Here is a 15,784-nt window from a genome sequence, read left to right on the forward strand (position 1 = left end):
AGGCTGTCGCGGTTTGTCGCGAATCGCTTGGCTGCCGCGTGATCCCTGAGGAGGTGGCAGCGCGCGGACGCCGTCACGAAGGGTCGCCCCTCAGCTCACCTCGAGCGCGCGGCGCGCGGCCTCGGCGACCGGGCCGTTGTGGCGCGGGCCGTGGCCGGGGAACAGCGTCGTGGCATCGAGTGATGTGAGGAACTCCACGGTCCGTCGGGCGGTGGCGTCGTCGTGCTGGAAAGCGTGTGCGATGCACTGCGGTCCAGTGATCGGCGAGATCGGGTGGCCGCTCACCAGGGCGTCGCCGGACACGAGAACCGAACCGTCGGCGACCAGATAGGCGCTGTGCCCGTCGGTGTGACCGTGCGCCGACACCGGCACCGGACGACCCGGCAGATCCAGTGGAGACGGGAAGGGGTGGGCGTCAATGCCCTTGCGGCTCAACACGCCCAGCGGCATCACCATCGCCAGCCAATGAATCACGCGCGGGCGGTAGGCGATCGGCACGATGTCACCGGGCCCGGCCTGCTGCAGGTAGTCGCGGCGGGCGTGCGCGACCTCGATGGGATCGGCGAACACGTCGAATCCGTACCGCGCACTCAGCGAGACCAGCCCGCCGAGATGATCGACGTGGGCATGGGTGAGGAGCGCTCCCCGGATGTCCTCGGGTCGACGGCCGATGGTGCGGATGGACTCCACCACCGCGGCCGCCTGGCCGGGATAGCCGCCATCGATCAGGGTGAGATCCGAACCCTCCTGCAGCAGAACCCAGTTCACCACATCGGTGTGCACCAGAAACGCCGTCGACGATCCCGCGTCCACGCGACTGATCTGCATCGGCCTGCGTCCGAACTTCATCGGCGCACCACCACCACGAACGGTCCCACTTCGGTCACCTCGAACCTCGGATCGGCGAATACGGCCGGATCGAACGTCACCGTGTAGCGCTTGACGTTCGGATCGTTGGGATACACGTCCTCGGCCAACCGAAGGGTGTAGCCGTCTGCAGCGTAGCGGAACAGGAAGACGTTGGGTGGGGTCCAGGGTGCCCGGTCCAACCGGCGGATCAGCTGGTCGGGGGTCTCGGACTGCGCCCACCGCTCGATGGCGGCGGCTCGTTTGTCGAACTCCGCCAACGGATTCGCGTAGTGCGAGGTCAGTCCCTGGAAGCCCCAGTACGGATAGATCGACAGGAAACCGTAATCGGCGGTCAGCACCACGTTCTGATCGGCGGGCCTGCCGGTCTGCGTGCGGATCAGGCGGTGGATCTCCGGGTAATACGACTCGGCGCCCGCAGGACGCTGATCGGCGCGGTCACCGCGGCCGTCGGTGTCGGTGTAGGCCGTGGTGATCTCGCCGGACAGATGCCCGGGGATGCCCTGCGCGAGCGCAATCGCCGAGACCGTGGCGATCGCGCCGATGGCGAACCGGACGTCACCGAACTTCCCGACTGCCCAGCGCGACAGATCCGCGATACCGAGCACCCCGGCCGCCGACAACGTGCCGTACAGCAGCGGATCGAGGCGGAACGACAGCAGCGTACTGCCGCCGGCGGTGCGCAGCATCGACAGCAGACAGAACAGGTAGATCGTCACCACGGTGATGAACAGCGCAAGCGCGACGGTGCGCTGCCGGAACCGCAACAGCAGCCAGATCAGACCGATCAGCGTGACCAACCCGAACAGGCTGACATTGAAGAACGGCAGCGGCAGGACGGCACCGCGGTCGGGTAGATAGTGTTCGGCGGTGCCGCCGCTGGCGGGCTCACTGGTGGCCCGCGCCCACAGATACGGGGCCCACACCAGCAGGGCGATGAGTCCCGAGATCACACCCATGGCGACCAGCCGACCCAGGACTGCGACGATCACACCCCGTCGTCGCCTGGCGACGGTGGCACTGGGTACCGCCTTGTTGCCCGCCTGCCGCCAGGCGACCACACACAGATACAGCGCCATGATGATCGCACTGAGCGCGAACAGTCCGGTGTAGAGCGTGTAGCAGGTGGCGCTGATCCCGAGGAACACGCCGGTGCCGATCACTGCCGGCCAGCTGGTGCCGGTCCGCAGACCCCCGACCGGGCCGTCGGCGAGCCGCGACCTGCCGCGCAGCCCGTACAGCATCGGGATCAGCATCGGCACGCCGAGCATCACCAGCACCGCCGCGTACGGTTCCGGTGACGCCCACATCACCGTGACCAGCGTGATGACCAGTGCGATCGGGATGCCACGTAACGCGCCGACCATCCGTGTCCACAGCAGCACCGCCACCGCAGCGGCCGCCGCCATCGAGATGATCGCCCAGGGCTTGTAGGCCTCCCAGCCGGGCAGTCCCTCGACGTTCGCGAACCGGCCGCCCCACCAGAACCAGCCGGCCGGGTAGTACGGCGGCAGATCGAGGTAGGTCATATCCGCCAGCCGTGGACTGCTGGTCATCCGGGTGAGGTACTCGGTGCGGAACTGCTGATCCACCGAGAGCCCGAAGAGATAGAGCTTGGTGGCGCCCAGCGGCATGCCCAGGGTGACCGTCACCAGTCCGGCTGATGCCGCAGCCGACAGCAGCCCGGTCAGCCACCGCGGTTTCCCGTATCGGTCGAGCAGAACGGCGATGACGAGGACCGCCACCGCGAACACCTGTCCGACAGTTGTCAGCGCTCGGGTCACATTGGATGAGTTGAAGGCGGGCCAGTCGACGCCGCCGACGACCTTCAGCCCGACAAACGCGACGAGGGCACCGAGCAGCGCGGCAGCGACGAGCGCGCCGACGTCGCGGGCGCGGCGAACGGCAGTACTCACGATCAGATGGGCAGCCGACGGAAAACGGGGCGTGGGATGTGGCGCAGGATCATCATCACGAACCGGAACGGAGCGGGCGCCCAGACGATCTCCTTGCCCTTGTCGGCGGCCGCGACCACCATCCGGCCGACATCTTCCTTGTTCACCGTCATCGGCGCCTCGTCGACGTGTGCGGACAATCGCGTACGCACCTGCCCCGGGCGGACCACCAGCACGCGAGGGCCGAACGGCCGCAACGCATCTCCGAGACCCAGGTAGAAGCCGTCCAGGCCCGCCTTGGTGGAGCCGTAGACGAAGTTGCTGCGCCGCACGCGTTCTCCGGCCACCGAACTCATCGCGATGATCTGTCCGGAGCCCTGGGCGCGCATCTTCTCACCGAGCAGCACGCCCACCGACACCGCGGCGGTGTAGTTGATGCCGACCTCGGTGACCGCCCCCTTCTGGTCCTGCCACACCTTCTCGTCGTCGAACTGCACACCGAAGGCGACGATGGCGACGTCGATGTCGCCACCGGCGAATGCCTTGTCGATGACGGCCGGGTGGGTATCGGGGGCCAGCGCGTCGAAGTCGATGAGCTCGACGTCGGTCGCACCTGCCGTCTTCATCTTGTCGACGGCGGCGTCGGCGGTGGGATCACCGGGGACGGTGGCCAGCACCAGCCGGGCCGGTCCCTTCTTCAGGTATTCCTCGGCGATCGCCAACCCGATCTCGGAACTGCCGCCGAGGATCAGGATGGATTGGGGTGCGCCGACGGCGTTGATCATGGTGCCCTTTCGGTGTGTGAGCTCGTGCGAGGAGATGGTGGTTATCAGGCGAGTTCGAGTCGTCGGCCCATGTCCGACATGAACACTCCGGTCGGGTCTATCCGACGCCGAACCGCGGTCCACTCGTCGATCCGCGGGTACATCGCATGGAAACTCTGCGCGGACGTCCGCGAGTCCTTCGCCGTGTAGAGCCGCCCGCCCATCGCCATCACCCGGCGGTCGAGGTCGTTGAGGAACTCCGCGAGCCCCTTCTTGATCGGGAAGTCGAGGCAGACGTTCCACCCCTTGAAGGGGAAGCTCAGCGGCGCCTTGTTGCCCTCGCCGAACAGCTTGATGACGTTGAGGAAACTGACGTGGCCCGACGCCTGGATGTCCACGATCAGTTGCTTGAACTCGGCCTCGTTGCCGGTCGGCACGATGAACTGGTACTGGGTGAATCCGCCGCCGCGACCGTAGGCGTTGTTCCAGTTCCCGACCACATCGAGCATGTGATAGAACTGCGCCAGATTCTTGATCTGGCCCATCTTGTCGGAGCCCATGCGGTAGTAGGCCTCACCGACCAGCGCGAAATCCAGCTTGTTGGCGAGTCCCCGCGGGAACACATCCGGCAGCGAGATCAGCGGTTTGCCGTTGAAGGAGAGTGGATCCTTGCGGTACTTCGCCGGCAGGTCGTCGAGCGTCGCGAGATTGCCGCGGCTGAACGACCCGCGGCCGAGCTTCGGCGGACCGCTGATGGTGTCGAACCACCCCGAGGCGTATTCGAAACCGTCCTCGTAGCGCTGCTCGAGGTGCAGCGCGATCGTCTCGTCGAGGGTGCTGGTGGTGAACGTGTCGGCGAGGAAGAACGCGCTCTCGGTGCGCTTCATCGCGATCTTGGCCCGCAGGATGATGCCGGTGAGGCCGATGCCTGCCACGGTCGCCCAGAACAGTTCACCGTTCGGGTCGTCGGCGGAGCCCTCGGGGGTCAGGACCAGCACCCGGCCGTCGGCGACGAGAAGATGCATCTCGGTGACGTGGTTGCCGAAGCTGCCCGCACTGTGGTGGTTTTTGCCGTGGATGTCATGGGCGATGGCGCCGCCCACTGTGACCTGCCGGGTGCCCGGCAGCACCGGGACCCAGAGTCCGAACGGCAGCGCCTTGGCCATCAACTCGTCGAGGGACACCCCGGCGTCGACGTCGGCGATCGCGGTGTCCGGGTCGATCGAGTAGATCCGCGTCAGCGGTGTCATGTCGACGGTCAGGCCGCCGCTGTTCTGACCGGACTCGTTGTAGGACCGGCCGAGACCGCGGGCGATGATGCCGCGCTTGAGATAGTCCGGTTTGTCCGCGTTGTCGTCGGCGACGCGAGCGACTGCTTCCGCGATGACCTCGGGATATGGCGTTGAGAGCACGTGCCCGACGGTCGGGGTGGTGCGGGACCACCCCACCAGCTTGCGGGTCTCGATCGGCAACAACTCGTGAGTAGACATCGCACATGAGGGTACCCGCACCGGCGTTGCGGTAGCCGTATCCAGCTGCGGTCTGAGCGGGTGGGGCCGTCAACTATTGTCGACGGCCACCCCTGCTGGTGCGGCTGGATACGGCGTCGATATCGACCGCGCGGCCCTCACGCGCGCTGGTTCGACGCCTCGACGGCTGCCCGCGTCTGCTCGATCTCGCCGCGACAGAAGTCGATGTTGACCGGGTCGTCGGTGCGGCCGAGGGCGTCGTGGATGAGGTCGAGGTGGGCCAGCACGTGATCGCGGACATCGGTGTCCACCGCGGCGACGCCGATCCGCCGGGCGAGCATGATCGCCGCGGTCATCGCGATCGGCGCATCGAGCGCATAGGTCCGTACCGCGCCGAACACGTCGTCGATGAGCTCCTGCATCGGCAGGCGGGTGACGATGAGCCGCAGCACCCCGTCGTCGTCGGTGCGGCCCAGCTCCGGTGCGTGGCGGCGGGCGAGCGGGACCAGTCCGGCGGCGAGCTCATTCAACGCATTGTGTGCCGTGTACGGGTCGTTCGTACCCGGTGACAGGGCGCGGACCGCCATCTCGGTGAGCTGCTGCACCGCGAACTGGATGTCCTGATAGGGGGTTCTGGTCTCCCCGAGATCGATCGCGCTTCCGACCGCGTCGGCGACCGCGGGTGTCGGGGAACGCTCGGGGCGGTCGGGATCGGTGACGTGCACGCGGGCCACCAACTCGCCCTCGACGAGGTGGTCGCCCGGCCGGATCACGAGCGCGATGAGGCAGTCGTGTTCGATCGCGGCCCGCAGTAGCGCCGCTTCGTCGATCCCGATGACGAAACCGGAGCCCGACGAGGTGACCGGTGCGCCACCGCCCGGTGTGGGTGCCGGTTCCGCCTCGGCGGGACCGTGCTCGGGATAGAGCTCCTCGACCACCGCGTCGAGTTCGGACCGCACCCGCGCCGACAGGGTGGAGACCTGGATGGACGAGGCGATGTGATTGATGAAGTACACCAGCACCAGGACGTCGACCACGGCGAGCAGCACCGCCACGTTCACCGCGATGTCCGGCACGAAGGTCGTCTCGACGGTGGGGCCGGCGGTGATGGCACGCAACACCATCAGCGCGTAGAGGAACGTGGCGCCGAACATGCCGAGCACGAACTGATTGCCGCGGTCGTTCATGAAGTTGCGCACCAGTCGCGGCCCGTAGGTGGAACTGGCCGTCGCCAGCACCGATATCGTGATGGAGAAGGACGTCGCCGCCACCGCGAGCATCGATCCGCCGATGGCGCCCAGCAGGTCTCGGCCGCCGCTGGCGCCCACTCGGACGAAGAAGCCGCTCTGCCAGCCCGGGGTGTCGTCGGCGAGTGCTCGGTCCACCTGGACCAGTACCTGCGCGAGCACGATCGCGGCGATACCCATCACCAGCGGGAGGAACCAGAACACGTCGCGGAGCCGTGTCAAGCGCATGCGCATCGTGGTGCCTACCCGCCCAATGCTTTTCGAGCCGCATTGCGCCCGGGTATCCCGCTGACCCCGCCGCCGCGCCGGGCGCCCGCGCCGCACAGCAGCAGGCGTGGATGCTGTGTCTCCACACCCCACGTGTCGACCTCGTCATCGGACTCCGCCCACGGCCACTGCAGGCTGCGATGAAAAATGTTGCCGCCCGGCAATCCCAGCGTCTCTTCGAGGTCTTGCGGGGTCTTCACCTCGATACACGGGTTGCCTGCCGCATCGTGGGCGATCACCGATTGGATGGGTTCGGCGAGCACCGAGTTGAGTGAGGCCAGGGTGGTACCCACTGCATGTTCGATGGCGCCGGGGGAATCGAACACCTCCGGCGGGGTGTGCAGGCCGAACAGGGTGAGCGTGTGTTTGCCGGCGAGCTCGGGTCCGAGGATCGACGGGTCCGACAACGTATGGCAATAGATCTCGCACGGTGCGGGGTCGGGGAACTGTCCGCGCTCGGCCTGCTTCCACGCGTCGTGCAATTGTGTCGCGGTCTCATTGATGTGGAAGGTGCCGGCGAATGCGGCTGCCGGGGAGACGGTCTGGTCGTGTAGCCGGGGGAGGCGATCGAGCAGCAGGTTGATCTTGAGCTGGGCGCCCCGCGGGGAGTGCTCGGTCCGGACCGGGTCGTCGAGCAGGTCGTTGAGCACCGCCGGGGCGCAGGCGGCGTACACCGTCGTCGCCGTCACGGTGCCGTCGGAGAGTTCGACGGTGCCGTCGGCCGGATCGATCCCGACGATCTGCACACCCGTACGGATCTCCGCCCCGGCAGCGGCGGCGGCCTGATACAGCGCGCCGGACACCGCACCCATCCCGCCGACCGGCACGTCCCAGTCACCGGTGCCGCCGCCGATGACGTGATACAGGAAGCAGATGTTCTGACGGAGCGTCGGGTCGTCGAGGTCGGCGAAGGTGCCGATCAACCCATCGGTGGCGGCGATCCCGCGGACGAGGTCGTCATCGAAGTACTGGCGCAGCAGTTCGCCGAGCGGTTGGGACGTCAGCATCTCCCACAGTTCGGCCTCGCTGGAGTCCGTGCCGGTCACCAGGTCATGCATCTGCTGAGCCGACCGCAGCGGCTCGAGCATGGTGGGGAACACGCGCCGTGCCAGAGTGGCGATCCGGCTGTAGAACGACTGCCATGCCGTGAAGGCGGTGTCCGACCCGGTCGCCCGGACGAATGACTCGGCGCTCGCGTCGTCGTCCCCGTGGTCGACGAGAAGTCCGACCGACGGGTTGGACGGCGCCGGTGTGTACGACGAATACCGGCGCCGGATGAGTCGGATGTCGAGGTCGAGGTCGCTGATGATCTCCCGCGGTAGCAACGACACCAGATAGCTGTATCGCGACAACTGTGCGGGCAGTCCGGGGAACGGCATGGCCGAGACCGTGGCCCCGCCGACGTGGTCGGCCTTGTCCAGGACCAGCACCGACCGGCCGGCAGCGGCGAGATAGGCCGCTGCGGTCAGGCCGTTGTGGCCGGCGCCGACGATGATGTCGTCACAGTGTGCGGCAGGCACGTCGCGATCACCTCATGATGCGTTGCAGGAACGGGGTGGAGTCGGACAGGGAGGCCAGCACCGTGCCCGAATGGTCTTCGGTCGGGTAGACGTGCAGTTCGACGGGCTGGCCGGCCGCCTGCATCTGCGCATACAGCGACAGTGCCGATGGCGCGGGGACGTCGGTGTCCAGCATGCCCTGTCCGAGGAAGATCGGCCGGTCATACCCGGAGTACGGGGTGCCCATGTAGTCGGCGAGGGCGGGGCGCACCCCGGGGATGTCGGCCAACGGTGTCCGGAACATGGTGCGTAGGTCCACACCGCGCATGAGGTCGCTCATCTCCGGATAACAGAGCGTCCGGGCGCGGTCGATGACAGCCGCGCCCCGGGGCGTCAGCGCCGTCGAGGCGCCGATATCGGGGCGGGCCTCGGTGAACCCGGCCAGGATGTAGGCGATGTAGGTGTTGAGATCGGCCGGCAACGTGACCGGGGGGAAGGCCGGGCCGCCGAGCACGATCAGCTGCTCGATGTTGGCCGGCGTTCCCGTGGCGACCACACCGCGGTAGTCGAGGTCGGTGCCCTGCGACAATGCGGTCGCCGTGCGGGCTCCGTTGAGTGCGGCACCGGCGCCCTGCGACTGCCCGACGATCGCCCATTTCGTGCTCAGCGGCACACCCATCTGGTGGGCGGCCTTGACCGAGTCGACGATCGAGTGGGCCTCCGAGTCGCCGTTGAGATAGCTCATCAGGCCGGGTGTGCCAAGGCCCACATAGTCGGTCGAGACGATCGCATAGCCCTGCGCGAGCCAGTGCGCGAGATACGCCGAGTCGCGATCGCTGCGCGGCTGGGCCGACGGGGTGCAGTCGTCCCCCAGCCCGGTGGTCCCGTGTGCCCAGGCGATCACCGGCCAACCGCCGGGCGGTGGTGTGCCCGCCGGCAGGAACACGGCCCCGGTACTGGTGGCCGCTCGGCCGTGCTGATCCGGTGTCGCGTAGTGGATTCGAAAGGAGCGAGCGGCGCCCGGGACACTGAGGCCGCGAGCGAGGGGGACCTGCGCGATGAGGGTGCCCGCGCGCTCGGGGATCGGACCGGAGTAGTCGCGGACATCCAGTCCGGACCAGGCCGGCGGCGGGGTGGATGTCGGGTCCGCGGCGGCGATGGGCCCGGCGACAACGACCGCGATCACCGCCGTCCACGCGGCGAACATCGTCGCGCAGCCACGTCGCAGCGATCGGGGCGTCATGTTCGCCGAGCCTAGCGTCCACGCGATACCGGCACGCCCAGATGTCGCGTTGGACCTATTCTGAGGTCGTGGACATTCCGTCAGTGGAGCTGAACAACGGATACTCGATCCCGATGGTGGGTCTGGGCACCTTCGACATGCTGGGCCGACCCGGGGTGGCGGCCGTCGCCGGAGCGCTGCGGGCCGGATACCGCATGCTGGACACCGCCAGCCGCTACAGCAACGAACGCAGCGTCGGACTGGGCCTGCGAGAATCGGGGGTGTCGCGCGACGAGGTGGTGGTCCAGACCAAACTCGGCGGCGGTGACCAGGGCTTCGACGAGGCGATCAACGCAGCCAAGGACAGCGCCCGTCGTCTCGGTGTCGACCACATCGACGTCTACCTCATCCACTGGCCGTGCCCCAGTCTGGGACGCACGGTCGATTCGTGGAAGGCGTTGCTGACCCTCGCCGACGAGGGGTTTATCCGTACCGCCGGGGTGTCGAACTTCAAACAGCATCACCTGCAGATGCTCTACGACGAGACCGGTCGATGGCCGGCGCTGAATCAGATCCAGTGCTCACCGGCACTGGCGCGTACCGAGTTGCGGGACTTCATGGCCGAGAAGGGTATTCACGCCCAGGCCTGGCATCCGACCGGCCGCAAGGAGGGCATGCTGGGCGAGGCGGCGGTGATCAAGCTCGCCCGCAAGTACGGGAAGTCACCCACGCAGATCGCCTTGCGGTGGGCGGTCCAGCACGGCGTCAGCGTGGTGCCGAAATCGTCGCACCTGGGTCGGCAGCGGGAAAACGCCGACGTCTTCGACTTCCACTTCGACGCCACGGATCTTGCCGCCTTGGCCGCACTCGACCGGGGCGAGAAGGCCGCTCGCGACTCGGATGTGGAAGAGGAGTTCTGAGGGGCGTCACGAAGGGTCGATTCCCGGCGCGACCTCCCCGCCCGGACGTAGGGTCAGCCCATGACGGATGGCCGTGCCCCCACCGCCGACGCACCCGCCGACACGCTGGACCAGCGTAAGATCTGGTCGATCTTCGCCGGCCTCATGCTGGCGATGCTCCTGGCCGCCCTCGATCAGACCATCGTCGCCACCGCCCTGCCCACGATCGTCAACGACCTCGGCGGGGCCGACCACCTGACCTGGGTGGTCACCGCGTACATGCTGGCCACCACCGCCACCACACCGCTGTGGGGAAAGCTCGGCGACCTGTACGGGCGTCGCAATCTGTTCCTCGCGTGCGTGGTGATCTTCCTGGTCGGCTCGGGCCTGTGCGGCACCGCGTCGTCGATGGCCACCCTGATCGGCTATCGCGCACTGCAGGGTATCGGTGCGGGTGGGTTGATGGTGTTGTCGCAGGCGATCATCGGTGACGTGGTGCCCCCGCGGGAACGCGGCCGCTACCAGGGCATCTTCGGTGCGGTCTTCGGGTTCGCCAGTGTGGTGGGGCCGCTGCTCGGCGGCTTCTTCGTCGACAATCTCAGCTGGCGGTGGGTGTTCTACATCAACCTGCCCATCGGGATCGTCGCGCTGGCCGTGGTGATCGCGGTGCTGCCGAAGACCGTCGCGCAGACCAAGCCGTCGATCGACTACCTGGGCATCCTGTTGCTGATGACGGCGGCCACCGGAATCGTGTTGGTCACCAGCTTCGGTGCCCTGTGGGGCTGGACGTCGGGTCGGGTGCTGGGTCTGGCCGCGCTGTCGGTGCTGGCAGCGGTCGCGTTCCTGTTCCAGGAGCGGCGCGCCCCGGAGCCGGTGATGCCGGTCCGTCTGTTCACCGACCGGGTCTTCGTCATCGCCTCCTCGGTCGGATTCGTCGTCGGGTTCGCGATGTTCGGAGCCATCACGTTCCTGCCGCTGTTCCTGCAGTCCGTGCAAGGGGCCAGCGCCACATCGTCCGGATTGCGGATGATCCCGATGATGGTCGGGCTGCTGCTCACCTCGATCGGTAGCGGCCAGCTCATCAGCCGCACCGGCCGCTACCGGTTCTATCCGATCGCGGGTACCGCGATCTTCACCGTCGCGCTGTACCTGCTGTCCACCATGGACGAGACCACCTCGAGCACGCTGACCAGCGTGTACCTGTTCATCCTGGGTCTCGGTCTGGGCCTGGTGATGCAGGTGCTGGTACTGGCGGTGCAGAACGCGGTCGAGTATCGCGACCTCGGTGCCGGCACCAGCGGTGCGACGTTCTTCCGGACGATCGGCGCCTCGGTCGGCGTCGCCGCGTTCGGTGCCGTCTTCAACACGCGCCTCGACACCCTGCTGTCGGACGGTGCCCCTCCGGGGGCGGTGGGGCCGTGTTCGGCGCAGGTGTTGGAGGCGTCGACGCTGACGTTGCCGTCGTGCCCACCGGAGGTTCAGACGTGGTTCCTCGACGGCTTCACCGACGCGTTTCAGATGGTGTTTCTGGTGGCGGTGCCGATCGGCGCGATCGCCTTCGCGTTGAGCTGGCTGCTGCCCGAGGTGCCGTTGCGTACGGTCACCAAGACCCCCGACACCGGGGAGAGTTTCGGCATGCCATCGGCGCGGACCTCGTTGGAGGAGTTGCGGCTGAAGGTGTGGGAGACGCTGGCGCGCGACGACCGGTTGCGGGCCTGGGAGCTGGTGGTGGCCGGCGCCGACAGCTCGTTGTCGCGGGGTGAGGCGTGGATGGTCAGCAGGGTGGCCGAGGAAACGGCGCGGGAGATCGGGGCGATGGCCGCCGCGTCCGATACCCCGCGTCCGCTGGTGGTGTCCACTGCCGAGTCGCTGGCCGCACGGGGGATGGTGACCATCGACCACGGCCTGGTCACCATCACCGCCGAGGGACAGGCCGAGGCCGAACGACTCCTCGACGCCCAGCGCAGCCGATTGCGCCAGTTCGTCGCCGACTACCCGGGTAGCGATGAGGCCGACGTCGACGAACTGCTCGACGAGATCGCCCGCCGCCTGCACACCGAGACGCCGCCGAAGGGGCTGGTCACCCCCGCGGGGTAGCGGCGACCGGCGTCGTCTCGACTATGGTTTGGTGCGTGTCCCGACCCGAGTCCGACGCGGCCGATCACCAGCCGCACCATGAGGATTTCACGTCCCCGCACCCCATCGCGCCGCTGGAACTGCCGCTCAACGATGCCGAGTTGTCGACCAATGCGGACCTGAAGACCCAGATTGTCCGATTCACCGTCACCGGCGCCGGCTCGGGCGTCCTCGACTTCGGTCTCACCCTGTTCCTCCAGTATGTGCTCGGGGCGCCGTTCGCGGTCGCCAAGTCACTCGGTTTCATCCTCGGCACCACCACCGCGTACCTGTTCAACCGGCGCTGGACGTTCCAGGCCGAACCGAGCGCATTGCGGTTCGTGGCCGTGGCGCTGCTCTACGGGGTGACCTTCTTCGTCAACGTCGGCCTCTACACCTGGCTGTCACACCTGTGGCCGGAGACGGTGCTCTACAGCTTCGTCGCCTACGTCATCGCGCAGGGCACCGCGACCGTCATCAATTTCGTGGTCCAGCGGCTCGTCATCTTCCGGATTCGCTGAGCGTGACCAGCGCGGTCGTTGTCGGGAGTGGGCCCAACGGCCTGACGGCGGCGGTCGTGTTGGCGCGTGCCGGAGTGTCGGTGCGCGTCGTGGAGGCGGCTGATCGCATCGGTGGAGGAGCACGTACCGAGGCATTGATGCGGGCCGATGTCCTGCACGACGTGTGCTCCGCGGTGCATCCGATGGGTGCGGCCTCGCCGGCGTTTCGCCAGTTGCGGCTCGAGGAGTTCGGGCTGCGGTGGCGGTTGCCGGAGCTTGACTGTGCGCATCCGCTCGACGACGGGCGTGCCGCGCTGCTGCGGCGGTCGGTGGGCGAGACGGCGGTCGGGCTCGGCAACGACCGAGAGGTCTGGCAGGACCTGATCGGCGGTCTCGCCGACGACTTCGGCGACATCGCCGACGACGTGCTGGGCCCGATGGTGCGGATGCCGCGACATCCGGTGCAGTTGGCCGGATTCGGGCTGCGGGCGTTGTACCCGGCGACCGCGCTGGCGAGGGTGTTCCGAGACGACGCCACACGGGCCCTGTTCGCCGGCGTCGCCGCCCATTCGTTCACGCGACTCGACCGGCCGGGATCGGCGGCCGCCGGCCTGATGCTGCTCGCCGCGGGGCATCGGCAGGGGTGGCCCGTCGCCGAGGGTGGGTCGCAGGCCATCATCGGAGCGTTGGCCGCGGCACTCATCGATGCCGGCGGAGCCATCACCACCGGGATGCGGGTCGAGCGGATCGACGAGGTGGAACCGGCCGACCTCATCCTGCTCGACGTGATGCCCTCGGCCGCAGTCGGCATGCTCGGCGACCGACTACCGACCCGACGGGCTCGACAGTTCGCGCGCTACCCGCACGGGCCGGCGGCGTTCAAGGTCGACTACCTGATCGACGGCGAAGTGGGGTGGTCCGATCGCGACTGTGCGCGTGCCGGCACCGTGCATCTCGGCGGTGGCATCGCGGAGATCGCTGCTGCCGAGGCGGACGCCGTGGCCGGCCGGATGCCGGCGCGGCCGTTCACGTTGGTTGCCCAACAGTGGTTGGCCGACCCGTCCCGGGCGAGTGGCTCGGTGAAGCCGCTGTGGGCGTATGCACATGTGCCACACGGCTACACCGGCGATGCGACCGAAGCGGTCACCGCGCAGATCGAACGGTTCGCGCCGGGCTTCCGAAGCCGCATCATCGGTTCCGTCAGCACGTCACCGGCCGAGTTCGAGCGCGGCAACCCGAACTACGTCGGCGGCGACATCGGTGGCGGCCGAAACGATCTACGGCACTTGCTGGCTCGTCCGCGACTGTCGGCGAACCCGTACGCCACCGGTGCGCCCGGGGTCTTCCTGTGCTCCTCGGCCACGCCGCCCGGAGGCGGTGTCCACGGCATGTGCGGCTACCGGGCCGCCCACGCAGCGCTGAGCTACCTCAGTCGTTGAGCCGCATCATTCGTTGACCTTGGCGATGATGTTCTCCGCGTACCAGTTCAGATGGTCGAGCTTCTTCTGCAGGGGCTCGGTGTCGGAGCCCTTGATGTAGGGCAACCGGAAGCCGACGATCACATCGGTGATGCCCTTGTCCTCCAGTCTTCTGATTCCGTCGACGGAGTACGCATCGGTGGAGATCACGTGGATCTCGAACGGATCGTTGGTCTTTCCCTCCGCCTTACGGATGTCTGCGATCTTGTCCAGCAGCGCATCGAGTTCCTCGGCCGGCCCGCCGCCGTGCATCCACCCGTCCCCGCGGATCACCGCGCGGCGCAGCGCGAGGTCGGCGTGACCGCCGACGAGCAGCGGGATGGGTTCGGTGGGTGCCGGGGTCATCTTGATCTTGGGGATGTCGTAGAACTCGCCGTGGAACTCGAAGTACTCGCCGGTGGTCAGGCCGCGGATGATGTCCATGCATTCGTCCATCCGCTTGCCGCGGCGCTTGAAGTCGACCCCCATGAGGTCGTAGTCCTCGGGCCACGGACTGGTGCCGACGCCGAGGGCGAAACGGTTGTCGGTCAGGTAGGCGACCGAACTGGCCTGCTTGGCGACCAAGGCCGGCGGACGCACCGGCAACTTCACCACGAACGGGGTGAAGCGGATGGTCTCGGTGACCGCGCCGAGCGCGGCGGCCTGGATGAACGTCTCGATGAACGCCTTGCCGTCGAGGAATTCCCGATCACCGTCGGGGGTGTACGGATAGGTGGCGTCCGATTCGGCCGGGTAGGCCAGCGAGTCCGGGATGGTGAAACCGGAGTAACCGGCCTGCTCCGCGGCCTGCGCGAGCGGTGCGTAGTAACTCGGGTCGGTCATGGCCTCGGCGAAGGTGAAGCGCATCGTGCTCCTCGGGATGTGGGGCTCTCTACCTCAGAGTAGAACACGTTCTAGTTTGAGGTGGGAAGGTTTCGGCCCGCCGCGACGCTGTACCGCCGCGTCGTCATCCACTCCGACTGGGTCCGACGGTTCAGTTACTGAATGCGGACGACCGGCCGAGGGCTGTGGTCGTCGGCGCCGGGGCCCGGCAGGAGCCGTAGGTCCGATCGCGTCACGTGCTCGTCGCACGCCGAGCACACCGGTTCCACGGTCATCGTGTGACCGCAGTCCCGGTGCTCGGTGACGATCGGCGGTTCGGAGTCGATCGCCCACCGGTCACCCCACTGCCGTAGCGCGGCGAGCACCGTCCACAGGTCGCGGCCCTTCTCGGTGAGGCGATAGTCGTAGCGCACCGGCTTGTCCTGGTAGGGCTCCCTGGCCATCACCCCGTGCTCGACGAGTGTGTCGAGCCGCTGGGTCAGCACATTGCGGGCGATGCCGAGTCGGGAGGAGAACTCGTCGAAGCGTGTCACGCCGAACAGGGCATCGCGGACGATCAGCAGCGTCCACCACTCGCCGACGATCTCCAGCGTTTGGGCGACGGAACAGTTCATGTCGGTGAAACTGGCTCGGCGCATGAGTTCACGGTAGTGGGTTGCGTAACGCAACTCAACCTGCTTTGCTGAGTTTTGTGAAACAACTCAGCAGGTACGCGCTTGCCGACGAATTCTCGGTGCGAG

The 15,784-nt window shown here is 67.6% G+C and carries 13 protein-coding genes; 4 read left to right on the forward strand and 9 right to left on the reverse strand.

From position 1 onward, the window contains the following. Positions 1-90: 90 nt before the first annotated feature. The 7 genes from NWF22_RS11110 to NWF22_RS11140 form a co-directional block, all read right to left on the reverse strand. Complete coding sequence (locus NWF22_RS11110; protein WP_160901763.1) at positions 91-849, reverse strand: MBL fold metallo-hydrolase; 759 nt, start codon at positions 847-849, stop codon at positions 91-93. Continuing rightward, positions 846-2,783, reverse strand: a complete 1,938-nt coding sequence (locus NWF22_RS11115) for a galactan 5-O-arabinofuranosyltransferase (RefSeq protein WP_160901764.1) — start codon at positions 2,781-2,783, stop codon at positions 846-848. Before NWF22_RS11115 ends, NWF22_RS11110 begins: the two co-directional genes overlap by 4 nt. 2 nt (positions 2,784-2,785) lie before the next feature. After that, a complete protein-coding gene (dprE2, locus tag NWF22_RS11120) occupies positions 2,786-3,547 on the reverse strand; it encodes a decaprenylphospho-beta-D-erythro-pentofuranosid-2-ulose 2-reductase (RefSeq protein WP_160901765.1) in 762 nt (253 codons plus the stop codon). Positions 3,548-3,591: 44 nt separating this feature from the next. Continuing rightward, entirely contained in the window at positions 3,592-5,016 is a 1,425-nt protein-coding gene (gene dprE1, locus NWF22_RS11125; protein ID WP_160901766.1) for a decaprenylphosphoryl-beta-D-ribose oxidase, read from the reverse strand. 137 nt (positions 5,017-5,153) lie between these two features. Then, complete coding sequence (locus NWF22_RS11130) at positions 5,154-6,470, reverse strand: DUF2254 domain-containing protein (protein ID WP_233751038.1); 1,317 nt, start codon at positions 6,468-6,470, stop codon at positions 5,154-5,156. Positions 6,471-6,484: 14 nt separating this feature from the next. Beyond that, a complete protein-coding gene (locus tag NWF22_RS11135) occupies positions 6,485-8,029 on the reverse strand; it encodes a phytoene desaturase family protein (protein WP_160901768.1) in 1,545 nt (514 codons plus the stop codon). A gap of 7 nt (positions 8,030-8,036) precedes the next feature. Then, positions 8,037-9,251 carry an alpha/beta hydrolase family protein gene (locus tag NWF22_RS11140; protein ID WP_160901769.1) on the reverse strand — a complete coding sequence of 405 codons (1,215 nt, stop codon included), beginning with the start codon at positions 9,249-9,251 and terminating at the stop codon, positions 8,037-8,039. Positions 9,252-9,319: 68 nt separating this feature from the next. On the opposite strand from NWF22_RS11140, the gene NWF22_RS11145 reads away from it, so the two are divergent. Genes NWF22_RS11145 through NWF22_RS11160 form a run of 4 tightly spaced genes read left to right on the forward strand, consistent with a single transcriptional unit; the run spans position 9,320 to position 14,183 of the window. Beyond that, positions 9,320-10,150, forward strand: a complete 831-nt coding sequence (locus tag NWF22_RS11145; RefSeq protein WP_160901770.1) for an aldo/keto reductase — start codon at positions 9,320-9,322, stop codon at positions 10,148-10,150. 60 nt (positions 10,151-10,210) lie between these two features. Next, a complete protein-coding gene (locus NWF22_RS11150) occupies positions 10,211-12,226 on the forward strand; it encodes an MDR family MFS transporter (RefSeq protein ID WP_160901771.1) in 2,016 nt (671 codons plus the stop codon). 35 nt (positions 12,227-12,261) lie between these two features. Next, positions 12,262-12,765, forward strand: coding sequence for a GtrA family protein (locus NWF22_RS11155; protein ID WP_160901772.1), 504 nt, complete (start codon positions 12,262-12,264; stop codon positions 12,763-12,765). Positions 12,766-12,767: 2 nt separating this feature from the next. Beyond that, complete coding sequence (locus tag NWF22_RS11160) at positions 12,768-14,183, forward strand: phytoene desaturase family protein (RefSeq protein WP_160901773.1); 1,416 nt, start codon at positions 12,768-12,770, stop codon at positions 14,181-14,183. A gap of 6 nt (positions 14,184-14,189) precedes the next feature. On the opposite strand, the gene NWF22_RS11165 is transcribed toward NWF22_RS11160, so the two are convergent. Both NWF22_RS11165 and NWF22_RS11170 read right to left on the reverse strand, forming a co-directional pair. Continuing rightward, complete coding sequence (locus NWF22_RS11165) at positions 14,190-15,068, reverse strand: TIGR03619 family F420-dependent LLM class oxidoreductase (RefSeq protein ID WP_160901774.1); 879 nt, start codon at positions 15,066-15,068, stop codon at positions 14,190-14,192. 131 nt (positions 15,069-15,199) lie between these two features. Continuing rightward, positions 15,200-15,682 (reverse strand): winged helix-turn-helix transcriptional regulator, encoded by a 483-nt coding sequence (locus NWF22_RS11170; protein ID WP_160901775.1) that lies wholly within the window; start codon positions 15,680-15,682, stop codon positions 15,200-15,202. Positions 15,683-15,784 lie beyond the last annotated feature (102 nt).

It is taken from the genome of Gordonia mangrovi, from assembly GCF_024734075.1.
Classification (GTDB): Bacteria; Actinomycetota; Actinomycetes; order Mycobacteriales; family Mycobacteriaceae; genus Gordonia; species Gordonia mangrovi.

Coding starts and splice junctions, on each gene's coding strand:
- NWF22_RS11110 (WP_160901763.1), bottom strand. CDS start 849: ATGAAGTTCGGACGCAGGCCGATGCAGATCAGTCGCGTGGACGCGGGA.
- dprE2 (WP_160901765.1), bottom strand. CDS start 3,547: ATGATCAACGCCGTCGGCGCACCCCAATCCATCCTGATCCTCGGCGGC.
- dprE1 (WP_160901766.1), bottom strand. CDS start 5,016: ATGTCTACTCACGAGTTGTTGCCGATCGAGACCCGCAAGCTGGTGGGG.
- NWF22_RS11130 (WP_233751038.1), bottom strand. CDS start 6,470: ATGCGCTTGACACGGCTCCGCGACGTGTTCTGGTTCCTCCCGCTGGTG.
- NWF22_RS11140 (WP_160901769.1), bottom strand. CDS start 9,251: ATGACGCCCCGATCGCTGCGACGTGGCTGCGCGACGATGTTCGCCGCG.
- NWF22_RS11150 (WP_160901771.1), top strand. CDS start 10,211: ATGACGGATGGCCGTGCCCCCACCGCCGACGCACCCGCCGACACGCTG.
- NWF22_RS11165 (WP_160901774.1), bottom strand. CDS start 15,068: ATGCGCTTCACCTTCGCCGAGGCCATGACCGACCCGAGTTACTACGCA.
- NWF22_RS11170 (WP_160901775.1), bottom strand. CDS start 15,682: ATGCGCCGAGCCAGTTTCACCGACATGAACTGTTCCGTCGCCCAAACG.